The sequence below is a fragment of the Nocardiopsis salina YIM 90010 genome (genome assembly GCF_000341025.1).
Classification (GTDB): Bacteria; Actinomycetota; Actinomycetes; order Streptosporangiales; family Streptosporangiaceae; genus Nocardiopsis; species Nocardiopsis salina.
Map to the genome: position 1 here is coordinate 1 of NZ_ANBF01000131.1, position 13,466 is coordinate 13,466.

Here is a 13,466-nt window from a genome sequence, read left to right on the forward strand (position 1 = left end):
GCTCGGGTGCGGGTGGATCAGCTGCGCGACCTCGGAGGGCAGGGCCTCCCAGTTGTAGATGAGCTGCCCCTCGGCGACCAGCTCGCCCATGCGGGAGCCGACCATGTGGACGCCCAGCACCGGACCGTCCTTCTCGGCGATGACCTTCACCGCACCCTGCGTCTGCAGGATCTGGCTCTTGCCGTTGCCCGCCAGGTTGTAGTTCATCTCCACGATGTCGTGGCCGCGCTCCTTGGCCACCTGCGAGGTCAGGCCCACGGAAGCGACCTCGGGCTCACAGTACGTGACCCGGGGCACACCGTCGTAGTCGATCGCGGGCGGGTTCTGCCCGGTGATGTGCTCGGCCACGAAGATGCCCTCGGCGAAACCGACGTGGGCCAGCTGCAGGGTGGGGATCAGGTCGCCGACCGCGTAGATGTTGCCGACACCCGTGTGCAGGTTCTCGTCGACCTGCACGAACCCGCGGTCGAGCGTGACGCCCTGCTCCTCGTAGCCCAGGCCCTCGGAGACCGGGCGGCGGCCGATGGCGACCAGCAGGACCTCGGCCTCCAGGGTCTTACCGCCCTCGAGGGTGACGACCACACCGGAATCGGTGGTCTTGACCGACTCGAACGGCTTGCCCAGCTCCGACTTGATCTTGCGCTTGCGGAAGGCCCGCTCCAGGAGCTTGGAGCTGGACTCCTCCTCGACGGGGACCAGGTGCTTCAGGGCCTCGACCACGGTGACGTCGGCGCCGTAGGAGCGCCACACGCTGGCGAACTCGACACCGATGACACCGCCGCCCAGGACGATGGCGGACTCGGGAACGCGGTCCATCGTCAGGGCCTGGTCGCTGGTCATGACCTTCTCGCCGTCGATCTCCAGGCCCAGGGTCTTGGGCTCGGAACCGGTGGCCAGCAGGACGTTCTTGCCCTTGTAGACCTTGCCGTCGACGGTCACCTCGTCCTTGCCGGTGAGCTTGCCCTCACCCTCGACGAAGGTGATCTTGCGGGCCTTGACCAGACCGGACAGGCCCTTGTACAGGCCGTCGACGACCTTGTCCTTGTACTTGTGGACGGCCCCCATGTCGATGCCCTCGAAAGTGGCCTTGACGCCGAAGTTCTCGCTCTCCTTGGCGGAGTCGGCGACCTCGGCCGAGTGGAGGAGGGCCTTGGTGGGGATGCAGCCGCGGTGCAGGCAGGTGCCGCCGAGCTTGTCTTTCTCGATCAGGACGACGCTCTGGTCCAGCTCGGCGGCGCGCAGTGCCGCCGCGTAGCCGCCGCTGCCGCCGCCAAGGACGACGAGGTCGAAGGTACCGCCGCTCTCACTCACGGGAACGAACTCCTTGTTGTGGTGGCTGGTGATTCAGGTGGTGGTGTGACCGTGCAGCGCACCGGAGGGCGGTGCGCACGCGGCCGCCGCGGGCAGGCGGCGCCCCGGCTCAGAGGCGCCGCCGTTCCGAGGTCACTTGCGGGCGTACTCCTCGGCGATACGGACCAGGGTGCGAGTGCCCGCGCCCGTGCCGCCCTTGGGGGTGTGCCCGTGCGGTCCGCCGTGGTTGAACGACGGCCCGGCGATGTCGAGGTGGGCCCAGGAGACCCCCTCGTCGATGAACTCCTGGAGGAAGACGCCGGCCGACAGCATGCCGCCCCAGCGCTCCCCGGAGACGTTGGCGATGTCGGCGACAGACGAGTCCAGGCCGGCGCGCAGCTCGCCGGGCAGGGGCATGGCCCAGGAGGCCTCGCCCTCGGCGCCGGCGGCCGCGACGATGCTGTCGCGCGCCTCGTCGTCATTGCCCATGACCGCGAAGACACGGGTGCCGAGCGCGACGAGCTGGGCACCGGTCAGCGTGGCGATGTCCACGACCAGGTCCGGGCCGTCCTCCTGGGCGCGCACCAGTGCGTCGGCCATGACGAGGCGGCCCTCGGCGTCGGTGTTGAGCACCTCGACGGTCTTGCCGCCGTACATGTTCAGCACGTCGGAAGGGCGGGACGCGGAGCCGCTGGGCATGTTCTCGGCCACGGCCAGGTAACCGACGGCGTTGACCTTCAGGCCGAGGGTGGCGATGGCGCGCATGGCGGCGAGCACGGAGGCGGCGCCGGCCATGTCGGACTTCATCCAGTCCATCGACCCCGAGGGCTTGAGGGACAGGCCGCCGGAGTCGAAGGTGATGCCCTTGCCGACGAACGCGATCGTCTTGTCCGCCTCCGGGTGGCTGTGCGCCAGCCGGACCAGGCGCGGAGGGTTGGCCGAACCCTGGCCGACACCGGTGAGGCCGCCGTAGCCGCCCTCGGTGAGCGCCTGCTCGTCCAGGACCTCGATCTGCAGTTCGGACTCCTGGGCGATGGCCTGCGCGGCCGACGCGAAGTCCTCGGGGACGAGGTCGGCGGGGGCGGTGTTGACCAGATCGCGACTGTAGTTGACCGCCTCGGCCAGGACCACCGCGCGTTCTGCAGCGGCCTCCGAACCTGTGGCGGACGAGACCAGGCTCAGCGCCGCGGACCGCTCCGCCTTACGGAGGGCCTGGTCACCGGTACGGTAACGGTCGAAGGTGTACAGGCCGAGCCGGGCGCCCAGGGCGACGGCACCGGCCTGTTGCGCGTTCTCGGCGGGCAGGGCCAGTGCGACGCGGCCGGCGCCCTCGGGACGGGTGGCCAGGGTGCGTAGCGCGGCACCCGAGGAGCGGGACAGGACATCGGGGTCGACGGGGCCGTCGGAGGGCGCCGGGCCGAGACCGACCGCGACGACGACCGGGGCCGCGACGGCTCCGAGGGAAGCAATGGTGTGCACCTCCTCAGGTGCGCCGCCCGCTCCCAGGAGCGACAGGGTCGAGGCGAGGCCGCCGGAGAAGGCGGCGTCGACGTCATGAGCGCCCGACGCGGGCTCCGGAGCGTCGCCTCCGGAGTGGTAACCGACGACGATGGCGTCGGCGTCGAGCGTGCTGGGGGACTCCGTAATTACTGACAACGTCGTGCTCACGTCAACGATGCTAGTCGCCTCGCGCGCCCGGCGGCGACGTGGCACCCCGGCCGTCCGAGGCCCTGACACGGAGCTCGCGGGGGCTGCGCCGACCGGCCCGTCCCCCCTGGTGGCTNNGTGGGGGGCCGTGCAAGGAGTTGCTCGGGTCCGAGGGCGCTGCCCCGCGGGATCGGCAGTGAAACGCGGTGTGAAAAAAAGTGATCATGCCGACACGGCGAAGGGGGGAACGGGGGCAGGCTGAACGAAAGTCCTGGTCGGGGCCGATCCCCGTGTTCACACCCACACGGCGAACGCGGACAGCACCACGAGCGCGGCCGTGCCTGCGGACTCCGCCAGTGCTCCCAGGACGTCCCCGGTGATGCCGCCGAGGCGGCGCACGCAGTGCCGGAGCAGGGTCGCCCCCACCGAGAGGCCGGCCACCACGGCAACCGCGCTGCCCAGGCCCCAGGGCAGCCCGAGGAACCAACCGAGCCCCCAGACCAGGAGCAGTGCACACCCCGCCATGGCCAGACCCGGGAGCCGCACGCTGCCGGCCACGAAAGCGCCGAGCCCTTCCTCGCGGGCCGACGGGAACGCGGGCAGGCACGCACCGGTCACGGCCGCCCGCCCCACGGCCCCGGCCAGTGCCGCACCAGTCAGCGCCGCCGCGGGGGAGGACGCCACCAGTGCCCCCAGGGCGAGGGCCTGGGAGCCCACCGCCACGAGGAGCGTCACCACGCCGAACGGCCCGATGTCGGAACGACGCATGACCTCCAGGGCGCCCTCGGGCCTGCGCCCGCTGCCCAGACCGTCGGCGACATCGGCGAGTCCGTCCAGGTGCAGCCCGCGCGTGGCCAGCGCCCCCAGGCCCACACCCAGCAGCGCCGCCAAGGTCGGGTCCAGGCCCAGCCATGCCCCGGACACGGCGGTGCCCCCGCAGGCCAGACCCACGAGCGCGCCCAGCCACGGTGCCCAGGCCATCGCCCACCCGGCCACCGAGCCGTCCAGGCGTCCCGCCCGCACCGGAACCGCGGTGAACGTGCCCGCCGCCATGCGTGCGCCGTCGACCACGTCGGCCAGGCGCCCCACTGCCGGATTCACGGGAGCTCCACCACCCGTCCCGCCGCGGCCAGCACCACGTCCTCGGACTCGGCTCCCACCCACTGGTTGAGCCGGCCCAGATGGTCGCGGAAGAGGCGGCCCGCCCGGGTCGCCGGCACGACACCCGAACCGACCTCGTTGGTCACCGCGACCACGTAGGCCCGGGTGCCGCGCCAGGCCTCGAGCAGGGCGCGCACCTCAGCCTCCAACGTTTCCTCGGCCTCGGCGGGGACCTCGTCGGCCCACATCCCGTGCCGGTCCATCGCCGCGGCCAACCACGTGCCGAGGCAGTCGACGAGGACGGCGCCGCGGGCGCGCAGGAGCAGCGCCGCCAGGTCGGACGTTTCCTCGGTGTGCCACCACCACGGACGGCGTTCCACGTGCTGTTGTACGCGCCCGGCCCACTCCGGGTCCTGCGCGGGGTCGGGGCAGGGGCCCGTGGCCGCGTACACGACCCGGGGTTCGGCGAGCAGGCGTACCTCGGCCTCGGTGGACTTCCCCGAGCGGGCGCCGCCGGTCACCAGTGTGCGGTGGGGGCCCTGCGGGCGCGGTTCCGGCCACACCGAGGGCGGGCAGGACATGTCGCTGCCGTCGCTCGGGACCAGGGCGCCCCACAGGCGGGCCCGGCGAGCGAACTCCTCGGGCGAACGCACCCGGTGGTCCCCGCCGACCGCGACCACGGCCGTGGTCACACCTATGACCCCCGCTCGGCGCAGTTCACCGATGGTCTCCGGGCGCTGTGCGGCATCCACGACGACCATGTCGACCTGTTGGGGCGGGGCCGAGGCGTAACCGGACCGGCCCGCTGGGGCCTCGACCGGGGGGACCCCCGGTAGCGGGCCCGGCGTCGTACGTGCGATCAGGAGTCTGCCGCCGTCGGGGCCCTCCACGAGGGTGCCGTCCGGGCTGGGGGTGACGGTGTAGGTCGGCGGTACGGGGCCCACCGCGCCGCTCTCGCGGACCCGGAAACGGTCGTCCACGGTCACGCGCAACGGCAGACGGCGGTCGGCCTGGGCTTTGTTGCAGGAGGAGCAGGTGCACTGCGGTGCCGGCCAGCCCGCGTGTCCTGCCGTCCCCGGAAAACGGATACGCACCCGATGCAGTAAACCGCATCCCGATCCCCGCTTTGGTTAAGCTCGGCACCGATCACGGCGACCGAGACCGTGGTGTCCCCGACGAAGGGTGGTCAACATGGCGTGGACCTGGCGCTACTTCGGGCCCGAGGGCGACGAACTGGGGCAGGGCCTGCCCTCGGAGTCGTTCACCTCCCGCGGAGATGCCGAGAGCTGGCTCGGCGAGAACTGGCAAGAACTGGCCGACGGCGGCGTGGGGCGCGTCGCCCTCATGGACGAAGGCCGCGAGGTCTACGCGATGTCGCTGGAGCCGGCGGAGTAGCCCCGCGGTTGTGGACCCCGTGAGCGCCGTGCACGCCCCCGGGCACGGCGCTCACGTCCGCGCGCTCTCCGCGGCGGTGCCGGGCAGGCACGTGCAAGGGCTCCCACGGGAATTCGCCCGCCTCGGCCTCGTGGCAGGGGTTGGCCGGAGGGCCCTCCGCCTCGTGCTCGTGGTCGGCGTTCCCGAAGGCCGGTCGGCCGCGAATCGGTGAGTACCGAAGGACGGGGTGGTCTCCTGGGAGAGGCCTCGGGTTCCCGGAACCTTGCCGGCTACAATTCTGGCGGGGCAGACCGCTGCCCCGGGGACGCGGTACCGGTTCATCGTCCTTCGCGGGGTGGGTCCTTGCCCCCTGCGCACGGCGGCCCCGGTGCCTTCCCGGGGCCGCCCGCGGGCGGCCGCCCCACACGGGGGACGGACTCAGACCCGGATGTCGTCCGGGCTCTTGGTCAGCGCCGGGTCGCGCACGATGCTCTCACCGAGCACCTCGTCGATGCGCGCCATCAGCCCGTCGTCGAGCTTCACCCCGGTCGCCTGCACGTTCTTGTGCACCTGCTCGGGCCGCGAGGCGCCGATGATCGCGCTGGAGACGTTGCGGTTCTGCAACACCCACGCCAGGGCGAGCTGCGCCAGGTCGAGCCCGGCCTCGGCGGCCAGGGGCTCCAGCGCCTGCACCCGCTCGAGCAGCGCCTGGTCGGAGACCTTGTCCGCAACGAACTTCTCGCTCTCGGGATCGGTGGCCCGCGTCCCGCTGGGCAGCTCCTGCCCCGGCTTGTACTTGCCGGTCAGCACACCCCCGGCCAGCGGCGACCACACGATCTGCCCCAGGCCCTCGCGCTCACTGGTCGGCACGACCTCGCTCTCGATGACCCGCCAGACCATGTTGTACTGCGGTTGGTTCGACACGAGACGGTCGAAGCCCATCTCGTCGGCGATCTTCAGCGCCCGCTCGATCTGGTCGGACCGCCACTCGGAGACGCCGACGTAGAGGACCTTGCCCTGGCGCACAAGGTCGTCGAAGGCCCGCATCGTCTCCTCGAGCGGGGTCGTGTGGTCGAAGCGGTGGGCCTGGTAGAGGTCCAGGTATTCGGTGCCGATCCGGCGCAGGGAATCCTCGACACCGCGTACCACGTGCTTGCGGGAGAGCCCCTTGTCGTTCTTGCCCTCGCCCATGGGCATGAAGACCTTCGAGAAGATCTCCAGTCCGTCGCGGCGCTCGCCCTTCAGCGCGCGCCCCAGGACCTCCTCGGCCCGGCCTCCGGCGTAGACGTCGGCTGTGTCGAAGGTGGTGATACCTGCGTCGAGGGCCGCCCGCACGCACTGCTTGGCGGTGTCCTCCTCGACCTGCGAACCGTGCGTGATCCAGTTGCCGTACGAGATCTCGCTGACCATGAGGCCGCTGTTGCCCAGATAACGGAATTCCATGACGGGAGCCTAACGCCGTGGGAACCGCTCGCGGAGGTCCTGGACCGGCCCGCACGTCCTCCGCACCCGGGCCCGGACATGAGTGAGGGGCCGGTGCGCGCACCGGCCCCGTCTCACGTGAACTGCGGACTTGCTGGACTGATGGGGTGGGTTCGGATCAGTGTGCTGCGTTGCGCGGAGTCGGGTCGTCGCCGACCTTGACCTCGGGCTTGGGCAGGCGCAGGCGTCGGAACTGGAGCTGGCGCATGGCCACGTACCAGCCGATGCCCTTCAGGGTGGGGTCGTCGGGGAAGTACTGGGCTGCGCGGCGCTTGACCGTGCGGCCGATCATGATGCCCTCGAAGATGATCGACATCATCATCAGTGGCCAGAGGATGTAGGCCACACCGATCTGGAACAGCGGGTTGTTCACGAACAACAACGCGATGATCACGATCGAGAACGGCAGGAAGAACTCGCTGACGCTGCGCCGGGAGTCGACGTAGTTTCGGGCGAAGGCCCGGGCGTCACCGTAGTCCTGCTGCCGGTAATACCTCTCCTGCCCCTTCGGAGCGCCGGAACGCCGGGCCTCGCGCCCTCGTTGACGGTCGAGACGGTCCCGGTAGGCCCGGTACGCCTCCTTGCGCGTCTGCGGAGCGTTCAGCGGCCGGCGCAGGTCCTGTTGGGATTCCTTGCGCTTTGGGGTGGGGACACCCTTCTTGGGGGTATATCCCTTAGGTTGGGTGGCCTCAGTGGCCTCAGGGCTGGCGGATTCGGCAGCGGCCGAATCCGTGTCTGCGGAAGCGGAGCGACGTCGGAACACACCTTCAGGGTAGCCGGTCACAGCTTTATGGCGACCGCGGGCCAGACCGCGTAGGGTTGGGCAAAGCGCCCGCTGGGAACAGCCGATGAACGGACCGAGAAGGGGACGGCCACGCCGATGAGCGTGTTTCAGCGACTTTCGATGATCTTCAAGTCCAAGGCCAACAAGGCCATGGACTCGGTCGAGGACCCCAGGGAAACACTCGACTACTCGTACCAGAAGCAGCTCGAACTCTTGCAGAAGGTCCGCCGTGGGGTGGCCGACGTCGCGACCTCCCGCAAGCGGGTCGAGCTCCAGATCCAGCAGCTCGAGCAGCAGTCCGGAAAGCTGGAGAACCAGGGCCGCACCGCCCTCGAACAGGGCCGGGAGGACCTCGCCCGCGAGGCCCTGACCCGCCGCTCCGGCCTCACCAGCCAGATCGAGGGACTGCGCGAGCAGCACGCCAATCTCCAGCAGGAAGAGCAGAAGCTCACCACCGCTGCTCAGCGCCTGCAGGCCAAGGTGGACTCCTTCCGCACCCGCAAGGAGACCATCAAGGCCACCTACACCGCCGCCCAGGCCCAGACACAGATCAGTGAGGCCTTCTCCGGCATCTCCGAGGAGATGGGTGATGTCGGTATGGCGGTGCAGCGCGCAGAGGACAAGACCAGCGAGATGCAGGCACGTGCCGGGGCCGTCGACGAGCTGCTGGCCTCCGGTGCGCTCGACGACGTCACAGGTTCCGAATCCAAGGACGACATCCAGTCCGAGCTGGACCGAATGGCCAGCACCACTGGTGTGGAGTCCGACCTGGAGCGCATGAAGGCCGAGCTGGGCCAGAGCGACGGCGGATCCACCCCGCAGATCGAGGGCGGGAACGGCCAGAAGGAGGGCTCGTGATCGTCCGCATCATGGGTGAGGGGCAGGTGGACCTCACCGAGGCCGACCTGGAACTGCTCAACTCCTACGACGAAGCGTTGGAGCGGGCCATCGAGTCCGGCGACGAAGCGACCTTCCGCAAGGCCCTGCACGACCTCCTCGAGCGGGTCCGAGAGGACGGCGAGCCTCTCTCCCCCGACGCCCTGAAGCCCTCCGAGTTCATCCTCCCGCACGCCGACGCGAGTATGGAGGAAGTCCGGGAGATGCTCCAGGACGACGGGCTCATCCCCGGCTGACCCCTGCTCCGGGCCGCCGCCCGGCAGGGGTCCTGCCCGTGCCGTCCGTAGGCCCCGGCCCCAGACGAGCGCCAACAGCCGCCGTGACCGCAGTGTCGCGGCGGNCTCCGGTGCCGACGGCTGTGCGACCGCTCACGCCGGGACACGCGTCCGGGCGCTTTAACCCGCCTCTCACCTCGGAGAACTACACTGCCGTAGCAGCCGTCGCGGGGGAGGAGTCCACAAAAATGGCGGGATCCAAGTTCAGACCTGATCGCGGCCTCACCGCCCGGATGGTCCTGACGATGGCTCTGTTGTTCGTCGTCTACGTCCTTTTCGTGGTCGGACTGGTCGCGGCGGGCCTCAACATCTGGCTGGTGCTCATCCTCGTGGCCGCCTTCGCGGCCTTCTCCTTCTTCTCCTCCGACAAGATCGCCATGTTCGCCATGGGCGCCAAGGAGGTATCGCCCCAGCAGGCGCCCGAGCTGCACGCCGTCGTCGACCGACTGTGTGCCATGGCCGACATGTCCAAGCCCCGTGTGGGTATCGCCGACACCGACGTGCCCAACGCTTTCGCAACGGGCCACAGCGAGAAGACGGCGGTGATCTGCGTGACCACCGGGCTCATGCGGCGTCTGGAGGGCCCCGAGCTCGAGGCCGTCGTCGCGCACGAGCTGTCCCACATCGCTCACCGCGACGTCATGGTCATGACCGTGGCAGGGTTCCTCGGCATCGTCGCCGGGTTCCTCACCCAGGCCGGACTGCGTTTCGCGATGTTCAGCGGCATGGCCGGCGGCCGCGGCAGCAACAACGGCCCAGCCCCCGCGGTCGTGGCACTGCTCGTGGTGCTGGTCAGTGCGGTCGCCTGGGTGCTGAGCTTTCTGCTCACCCGGGCGTTGTCCCGCTACCGCGAGCTCGCCGCTGACCGGGCTGCCGCCTACCTCACCGGGCGGCCGTCCATGCTCAGCAGCGCCCTGACCAAGATCACCGGCGACATGGCCCGCATCCCCACCCGCGACCTGCGCCAGGCCGAGCCGTTCAACGCCTTCTTCTTCGCCCCGGCCCTGTCGCAGAAGGGCTTCAGCTTCAGCCAGCTCGTCGCCACCCACCCGCCGGTCCAGCAGCGGGTCAGCCGCCTGGCCGACATCTCGCGGCAGCTCGGTCAGGGACACTGATCACCCCCGAGACCCGGAACCGGAGTCCACCCATGAGTTTCTGGCGCGCCCTGCTGGGGCGGTCCAAGCCCGCCAAGCCCGACCTCGACGCGCTGTTCGGTCTGCCCACGGCCGCCATCACCCTGCGCGCAGCGGCCGGGTTCACCCCGACAGGGACCGGGTCGGTGGCCTTCCGCGCCGCAGAGGGCGCCGACTTCCAGAGCGTCGAGAGCGACGTGACCGCTCTGCTCGACGCCGGTGACGGTCCCCCGGTACGCCAGGTCACCGACGACTACGGCTACACGTGGATCGTTGTGCGCACCGCACACGCTCCCCAGGGCGACGACCCCGATCCCGACATCAGCGGCCTGGTCACCGACCTGCACGCGGTCAACTCCACGCTCGAGGTCAACGGGTACGGCCCCTCGCTGCTGTGCTCGCTGGTGGGGTTCAACGACACCCGCGGGCGTTCGCTCGGCCTGGTCTACCTGTACAAACGCGGCACCTTCTACCCGTTCGCCCCGGCCGGGGGACAGCGCCGCGACAACGCCCTGGAACTGCAGGTCGAGGCGGCCATCGGCGGCGACCTCCCGATGGAGAAGGATCGCTCGCGCTGGTTCCCCGTCTACGGAGCACCCGGGCTCTGACCTGCTCGGACCCCGGTCCACCTCGCCGCATCCCTCCACAGGGGCGTCCGGAAGATGGCATCGGGGGCCGGGGAAGATTACCCTGGGGCTTACGAGCACATTGTTCCCCGACCGCTTCCCGCTGCGTTGGCCCGCACGGAGACGGACGGGGGACGACACAGCGGCCGCACGGAGGAATGCCGGGCAGCTTCCCGGCGTTGACAACCGTTGAAGAGGACAGGACCGGCTGAGCCCGGTCGGGCCCGGTCGCGACCGGGGCAGCCAGGCGGCCGCACCCTTTGTTATGAGGAGCTTTACAGATGACGGTTCAGAGCGAGACCACCGAGGGCATCATCCTCACCGATGAGGCGGCCGGCAAGGTCAAGGCGCTGCTCGACCAGGAGGGCCGCGACGACCTGCGTCTGCGTGTCGCAGTTCAGCCCGGTGGTTGCTCGGGGCTGCGCTACCAGCTCTACTTCGACGAGCGTGAGCTCGACGGCGACGTCGTCGCCGACTTCGGCGGCGTCGAGGTGGTCACCGACCGGATGAGCTCCCCTTACCTCATCGGTGCCACGATCGACTTCGTCGACACCATCGAGAAGCAGGGGTTCACCATCGACAACCCCAACGCCACCGGCTCCTGCGCCTGCGGCGACTCCTTCAACTAAAACGTTGGGTTCTTCCGGCCGGCCGCTCCGGCCAGGCGGAACACCCCCGGGAGGGCGGACCGAACGGTCCGCCCTCCTTTTTGCGGTGCCGGAGGCCATAGACGGGAGCGCGGGGGCCATGGGTAACCTGATGCAGTCCTTACGGGGGGCCTGAATTGCCCACCCGACACACAGGTCGCCCCGAACGTCCCGTACCCGAGCAAGGAGCTCTCGCCCCGTGAGAATCGCGGTTGCCGGATCCATCGCCACCGACCACCTCATGTCCTTCGACGGTCGGCTCGCCGATCAGATCATCCCCGACCAGATCGAGCATCTGTCCCTGTCGTTCCTCGTCGACGAACTCGACGTACGCCGGGGCGGCGTGGCCCCCAACATCTGCTTCGGTCTGGGCACCTTGGGTCTGAGTCCCGTCCTGGTGGGTGCCGCCGGTGCCGACTTCGAGGAGTACCGCGCCTGGCTGGACCGGCACGGTGTCGACACCTCCTCCGTCCTCATCTCGGAGCTGCGCCACACGGCCCGTTTCGTGTGCACCACGGACCGCGAGCAGAACCAGATCGCCTCGTTCTACCCCGGTGCCATGGCCGAGGCCCGCAACATCGAGATCAAGCCGATCTACGACCGCCTGGGCGGGATCGACCTGGTCCTCATCGGTGCGGACGACCCGGCGGCGATGGTGCGCCACAGCGAGGAGTGCCGTTCCCGCTCCGTCCCCTTCGCCGCGGACCCCTCCCAGCAGCTGGCCCGTATGGAGGGTCCGGAGGTGCGCAGCCTCATCGAGGGCGCCGCCATCCTGTTCACCAACGAGTACGAGAAGGCGCTCGCCGAGCAGAAGACCGGCTGGAGCGACGAGCAGATCCTCGACCGCGTCGGGATCCGCATCACGACCCTGGGTTCCAAGGGCGCCCGCCTGGACCGCAAGGGCGAACCCAGCATCCACGTCCCCGCAGCCTCCGTCGACAAGCTGGTCGACCCCACGGGCATGGGCGACTGCTTCCGCGCCGGCTTCCTTGCCGCCCACTCCTGGGGGCTGCCCCTGGAGCGCTCCGCCCAGGTCGGCAACGCCACCGCTGTGCACTGCCTGGAGGCCGACGGGCCCCAGGAGTACACGCTCACCCCCCAGAGCCTCCTCGCGCGCATGGAGGCCTCCTACGGCAAGGAAGCCGCCGACGAGGTCCGCCCCCACCTGTGACCCGTCCGCTCCTGTCGTAACGAGGGGCGCACCCCCGCTGTAACGAGGGACTCCCTCCCGAGGGTCCTGGGCACCGCCCAGGACCCTCTACAGTAGGAAGCTGTGACTCGCACGACCCGGCCCGTCCTCGGGCCGGGCCGCTGCCCGCACGACTCGGCTCCGCCGACCAGCAGCGGGGAGCCTCCGTGCCCCCGGTGCGCTGAAACGCGTGCCGGCAGACCGAGCCCACACCGTTCGCGCAGGGTCACGCGCGGCGGTGGGGAGCGCGACCGCACCCGCCACAGGCACCGTGCGGTCGGAGGGTGCCCCGAGCACCTCCCAGATCTAGGCCAGCCTTACCTGGGACTCCCATGGAATTCTGAAAGGACTACGCATGCGCTACACCGGACCGAAGGTGCGGTTGTCCCGGCGCGCCGGTACCCCGCTGACCCGTAAGGCGGTCAGCTACTTCGAGAAGCGCCCCTACCCGCCGGGTGAGCACGGCCGCCGCGTCCGTCGCAACAGCAGCGACTACGCCGTCCGCCAGGCCGAGAAGCAGAAGGTGCGCTGGTACTACGACCTGACCGAGAAGCAGCTCGCGCGGGTCTACGACAACGCCAAGAAGCGCACGGGCCGCACCGGTGAGGAGATGCTCGCCGACCTGGAGATGCGCCTGGCGACCGTCGTCCTGCGTGCGGGCCTGGCCGCCTCCGTCTACGCGGCGCGCCAGTTCGTCAACCACGGCCACATCACCGTGGACGGCAAGAAGGTCGACATCCCGTCGTACCAGGTCAAGCCCGGCCAGATCGTCGGCGTGCGGGAGAAGTCCCGCAACATGGTGCCGTTCGTCGAGGCCGCCGAGGGCGTCCACGCGGACGACAAGATCGCCGGTTTCCTCGCCGTGAGCCACCAGGACCTGCGCGTCGCGGTCACCGACCGCCCCAAGCGCGAGCAGATCCCGGTGCCCTTCGACGAGCAGCTCGTCGTCGAGTACTACGCTCGATAGACCCCGTTCCTCCCTGGTGCCGCCCCCACCCCGGGGCCGGCACCGGACGGAACA

General features: G+C 70.1%; 14 protein-coding genes. 8 read left to right on the forward strand and 6 right to left on the reverse strand.

The features are described from left to right. From lpdA to D474_RS0114735, 4 genes are all read right to left on the reverse strand, one after another. Nucleotides 1-1,311 (reverse strand): dihydrolipoyl dehydrogenase (gene lpdA, locus D474_RS0114720; protein ID WP_017614317.1); only part of this gene is annotated, 1,311 nt, incomplete at its 3' end. A 132-nt stretch (nucleotides 1,312-1,443) separates the two neighbouring features. Continuing rightward, the gene (locus D474_RS0114725) at nucleotides 1,444-2,958 is read right to left on the reverse strand and encodes a leucyl aminopeptidase (RefSeq protein WP_083931838.1); all 1,515 of its coding nucleotides are present in this window, start codon (nucleotides 2,956-2,958) and stop codon (nucleotides 1,444-1,446) included. A 273-nt stretch (nucleotides 2,959-3,231) separates the two neighbouring features. After that, nucleotides 3,232-4,038, reverse strand: a complete 807-nt coding sequence (locus D474_RS0114730; protein WP_239647083.1) for an adenosylcobinamide-GDP ribazoletransferase — start codon at nucleotides 4,036-4,038, stop codon at nucleotides 3,232-3,234. After that, nucleotides 4,035-5,024: a bifunctional adenosylcobinamide kinase/adenosylcobinamide-phosphate guanylyltransferase gene (locus D474_RS0114735; protein ID WP_017614320.1), complete on the reverse strand. Its 990-nt coding sequence runs from the start codon at nucleotides 5,022-5,024 to the stop codon at nucleotides 4,035-4,037. The genes D474_RS0114730 and D474_RS0114735 overlap by 4 nt, the downstream gene beginning before the upstream one ends. Before the next feature lie 205 nt (nucleotides 5,025-5,229). Between D474_RS0114735 and D474_RS0114740 the strand changes: the two genes are divergently transcribed. Continuing rightward, complete coding sequence (locus tag D474_RS0114740) at nucleotides 5,230-5,433, forward strand: hypothetical protein (RefSeq protein ID WP_026118496.1); 204 nt, start codon at nucleotides 5,230-5,232, stop codon at nucleotides 5,431-5,433. Nucleotides 5,434-5,850: 417 nt separating this feature from the next. Here the strand turns inward: D474_RS0114740 and D474_RS0114750 are convergent, their stop codons facing one another. Both D474_RS0114750 and D474_RS0114755 read right to left on the reverse strand, forming a co-directional pair. Continuing rightward, complete coding sequence (locus D474_RS0114750) at nucleotides 5,851-6,855, reverse strand: aldo/keto reductase family protein (protein WP_017614323.1); 1,005 nt, start codon at nucleotides 6,853-6,855, stop codon at nucleotides 5,851-5,853. Nucleotides 6,856-7,012: 157 nt separating this feature from the next. Beyond that, the gene (locus D474_RS0114755; RefSeq protein ID WP_017614324.1) at nucleotides 7,013-7,657 is read right to left on the reverse strand and encodes a DUF3043 domain-containing protein; all 645 of its coding nucleotides are present in this window, start codon (nucleotides 7,655-7,657) and stop codon (nucleotides 7,013-7,015) included. A gap of 117 nt (nucleotides 7,658-7,774) precedes the next feature. Here D474_RS0114755 and D474_RS0114760 point away from each other — a divergent pair, with 117 nt between their 5' ends. The 7 genes from D474_RS0114760 to rpsD all read left to right on the forward strand — a co-directional run bounded on the left by D474_RS0114760 (nucleotide 7,775) and on the right by rpsD (nucleotide 13,412). Next, complete coding sequence (locus tag D474_RS0114760; protein ID WP_083931839.1) at nucleotides 7,775-8,536, forward strand: PspA/IM30 family protein; 762 nt, start codon at nucleotides 7,775-7,777, stop codon at nucleotides 8,534-8,536. Beyond that, nucleotides 8,533-8,811, forward strand: coding sequence for a PspA-associated protein PspAA (gene pspAA / locus D474_RS0114765; protein ID WP_017614326.1), 279 nt, complete (start codon nucleotides 8,533-8,535; stop codon nucleotides 8,809-8,811). Before D474_RS0114760 ends, pspAA begins: the two co-directional genes overlap by 4 nt. A 227-nt stretch (nucleotides 8,812-9,038) precedes the next feature. After that, on the forward strand, nucleotides 9,039-9,965 hold the full coding sequence (gene htpX, locus D474_RS0114770) for a zinc metalloprotease HtpX (protein ID WP_017614327.1): 927 nt from the start codon (nucleotides 9,039-9,041) through the stop codon (nucleotides 9,963-9,965). Nucleotides 9,966-9,997: 32 nt separating this feature from the next. Beyond that, nucleotides 9,998-10,591, forward strand: a complete 594-nt coding sequence (gene pspAB / locus D474_RS0114775; RefSeq protein WP_017614328.1) for a PspA-associated protein PspAB — start codon at nucleotides 9,998-10,000, stop codon at nucleotides 10,589-10,591. Nucleotides 10,592-10,890: 299 nt separating this feature from the next. Further along, a complete protein-coding gene (locus D474_RS0114780; RefSeq protein WP_017614329.1) occupies nucleotides 10,891-11,238 on the forward strand; it encodes a HesB/IscA family protein in 348 nt (115 codons plus the stop codon). A gap of 217 nt (nucleotides 11,239-11,455) precedes the next feature. Next, entirely contained in the window at nucleotides 11,456-12,427 is a 972-nt protein-coding gene (locus tag D474_RS0114785; RefSeq protein WP_017614330.1) for a carbohydrate kinase family protein, read from the forward strand. A gap of 373 nt (nucleotides 12,428-12,800) precedes the next feature. Beyond that, nucleotides 12,801-13,412 (forward strand): 30S ribosomal protein S4, encoded by a 612-nt coding sequence (rpsD, locus tag D474_RS0114790; protein WP_017614331.1) that lies wholly within the window; start codon nucleotides 12,801-12,803, stop codon nucleotides 13,410-13,412. The last annotated feature ends 54 nt before the right edge of the window (nucleotides 13,413-13,466 follow it).

Coding starts and splice junctions, on each gene's coding strand:
- D474_RS0114750 (WP_017614323.1), bottom strand. CDS start 6,855: ATGGAATTCCGTTATCTGGGCAACAGCGGCCTCATGGTCAGCGAGATC.
- htpX (WP_017614327.1), top strand. CDS start 9,039: ATGGCGGGATCCAAGTTCAGACCTGATCGCGGCCTCACCGCCCGGATG.
- rpsD (WP_017614331.1), top strand. CDS start 12,801: ATGCGCTACACCGGACCGAAGGTGCGGTTGTCCCGGCGCGCCGGTACC.
- pspAB (WP_017614328.1), top strand. CDS start 9,998: ATGAGTTTCTGGCGCGCCCTGCTGGGGCGGTCCAAGCCCGCCAAGCCC.
- D474_RS0114760 (WP_083931839.1), top strand. CDS start 7,775: ATGAGCGTGTTTCAGCGACTTTCGATGATCTTCAAGTCCAAGGCCAAC.
- D474_RS0114780 (WP_017614329.1), top strand. CDS start 10,891: ATGACGGTTCAGAGCGAGACCACCGAGGGCATCATCCTCACCGATGAG.
- D474_RS0114740 (WP_026118496.1), top strand. CDS start 5,230: ATGGCGTGGACCTGGCGCTACTTCGGGCCCGAGGGCGACGAACTGGGG.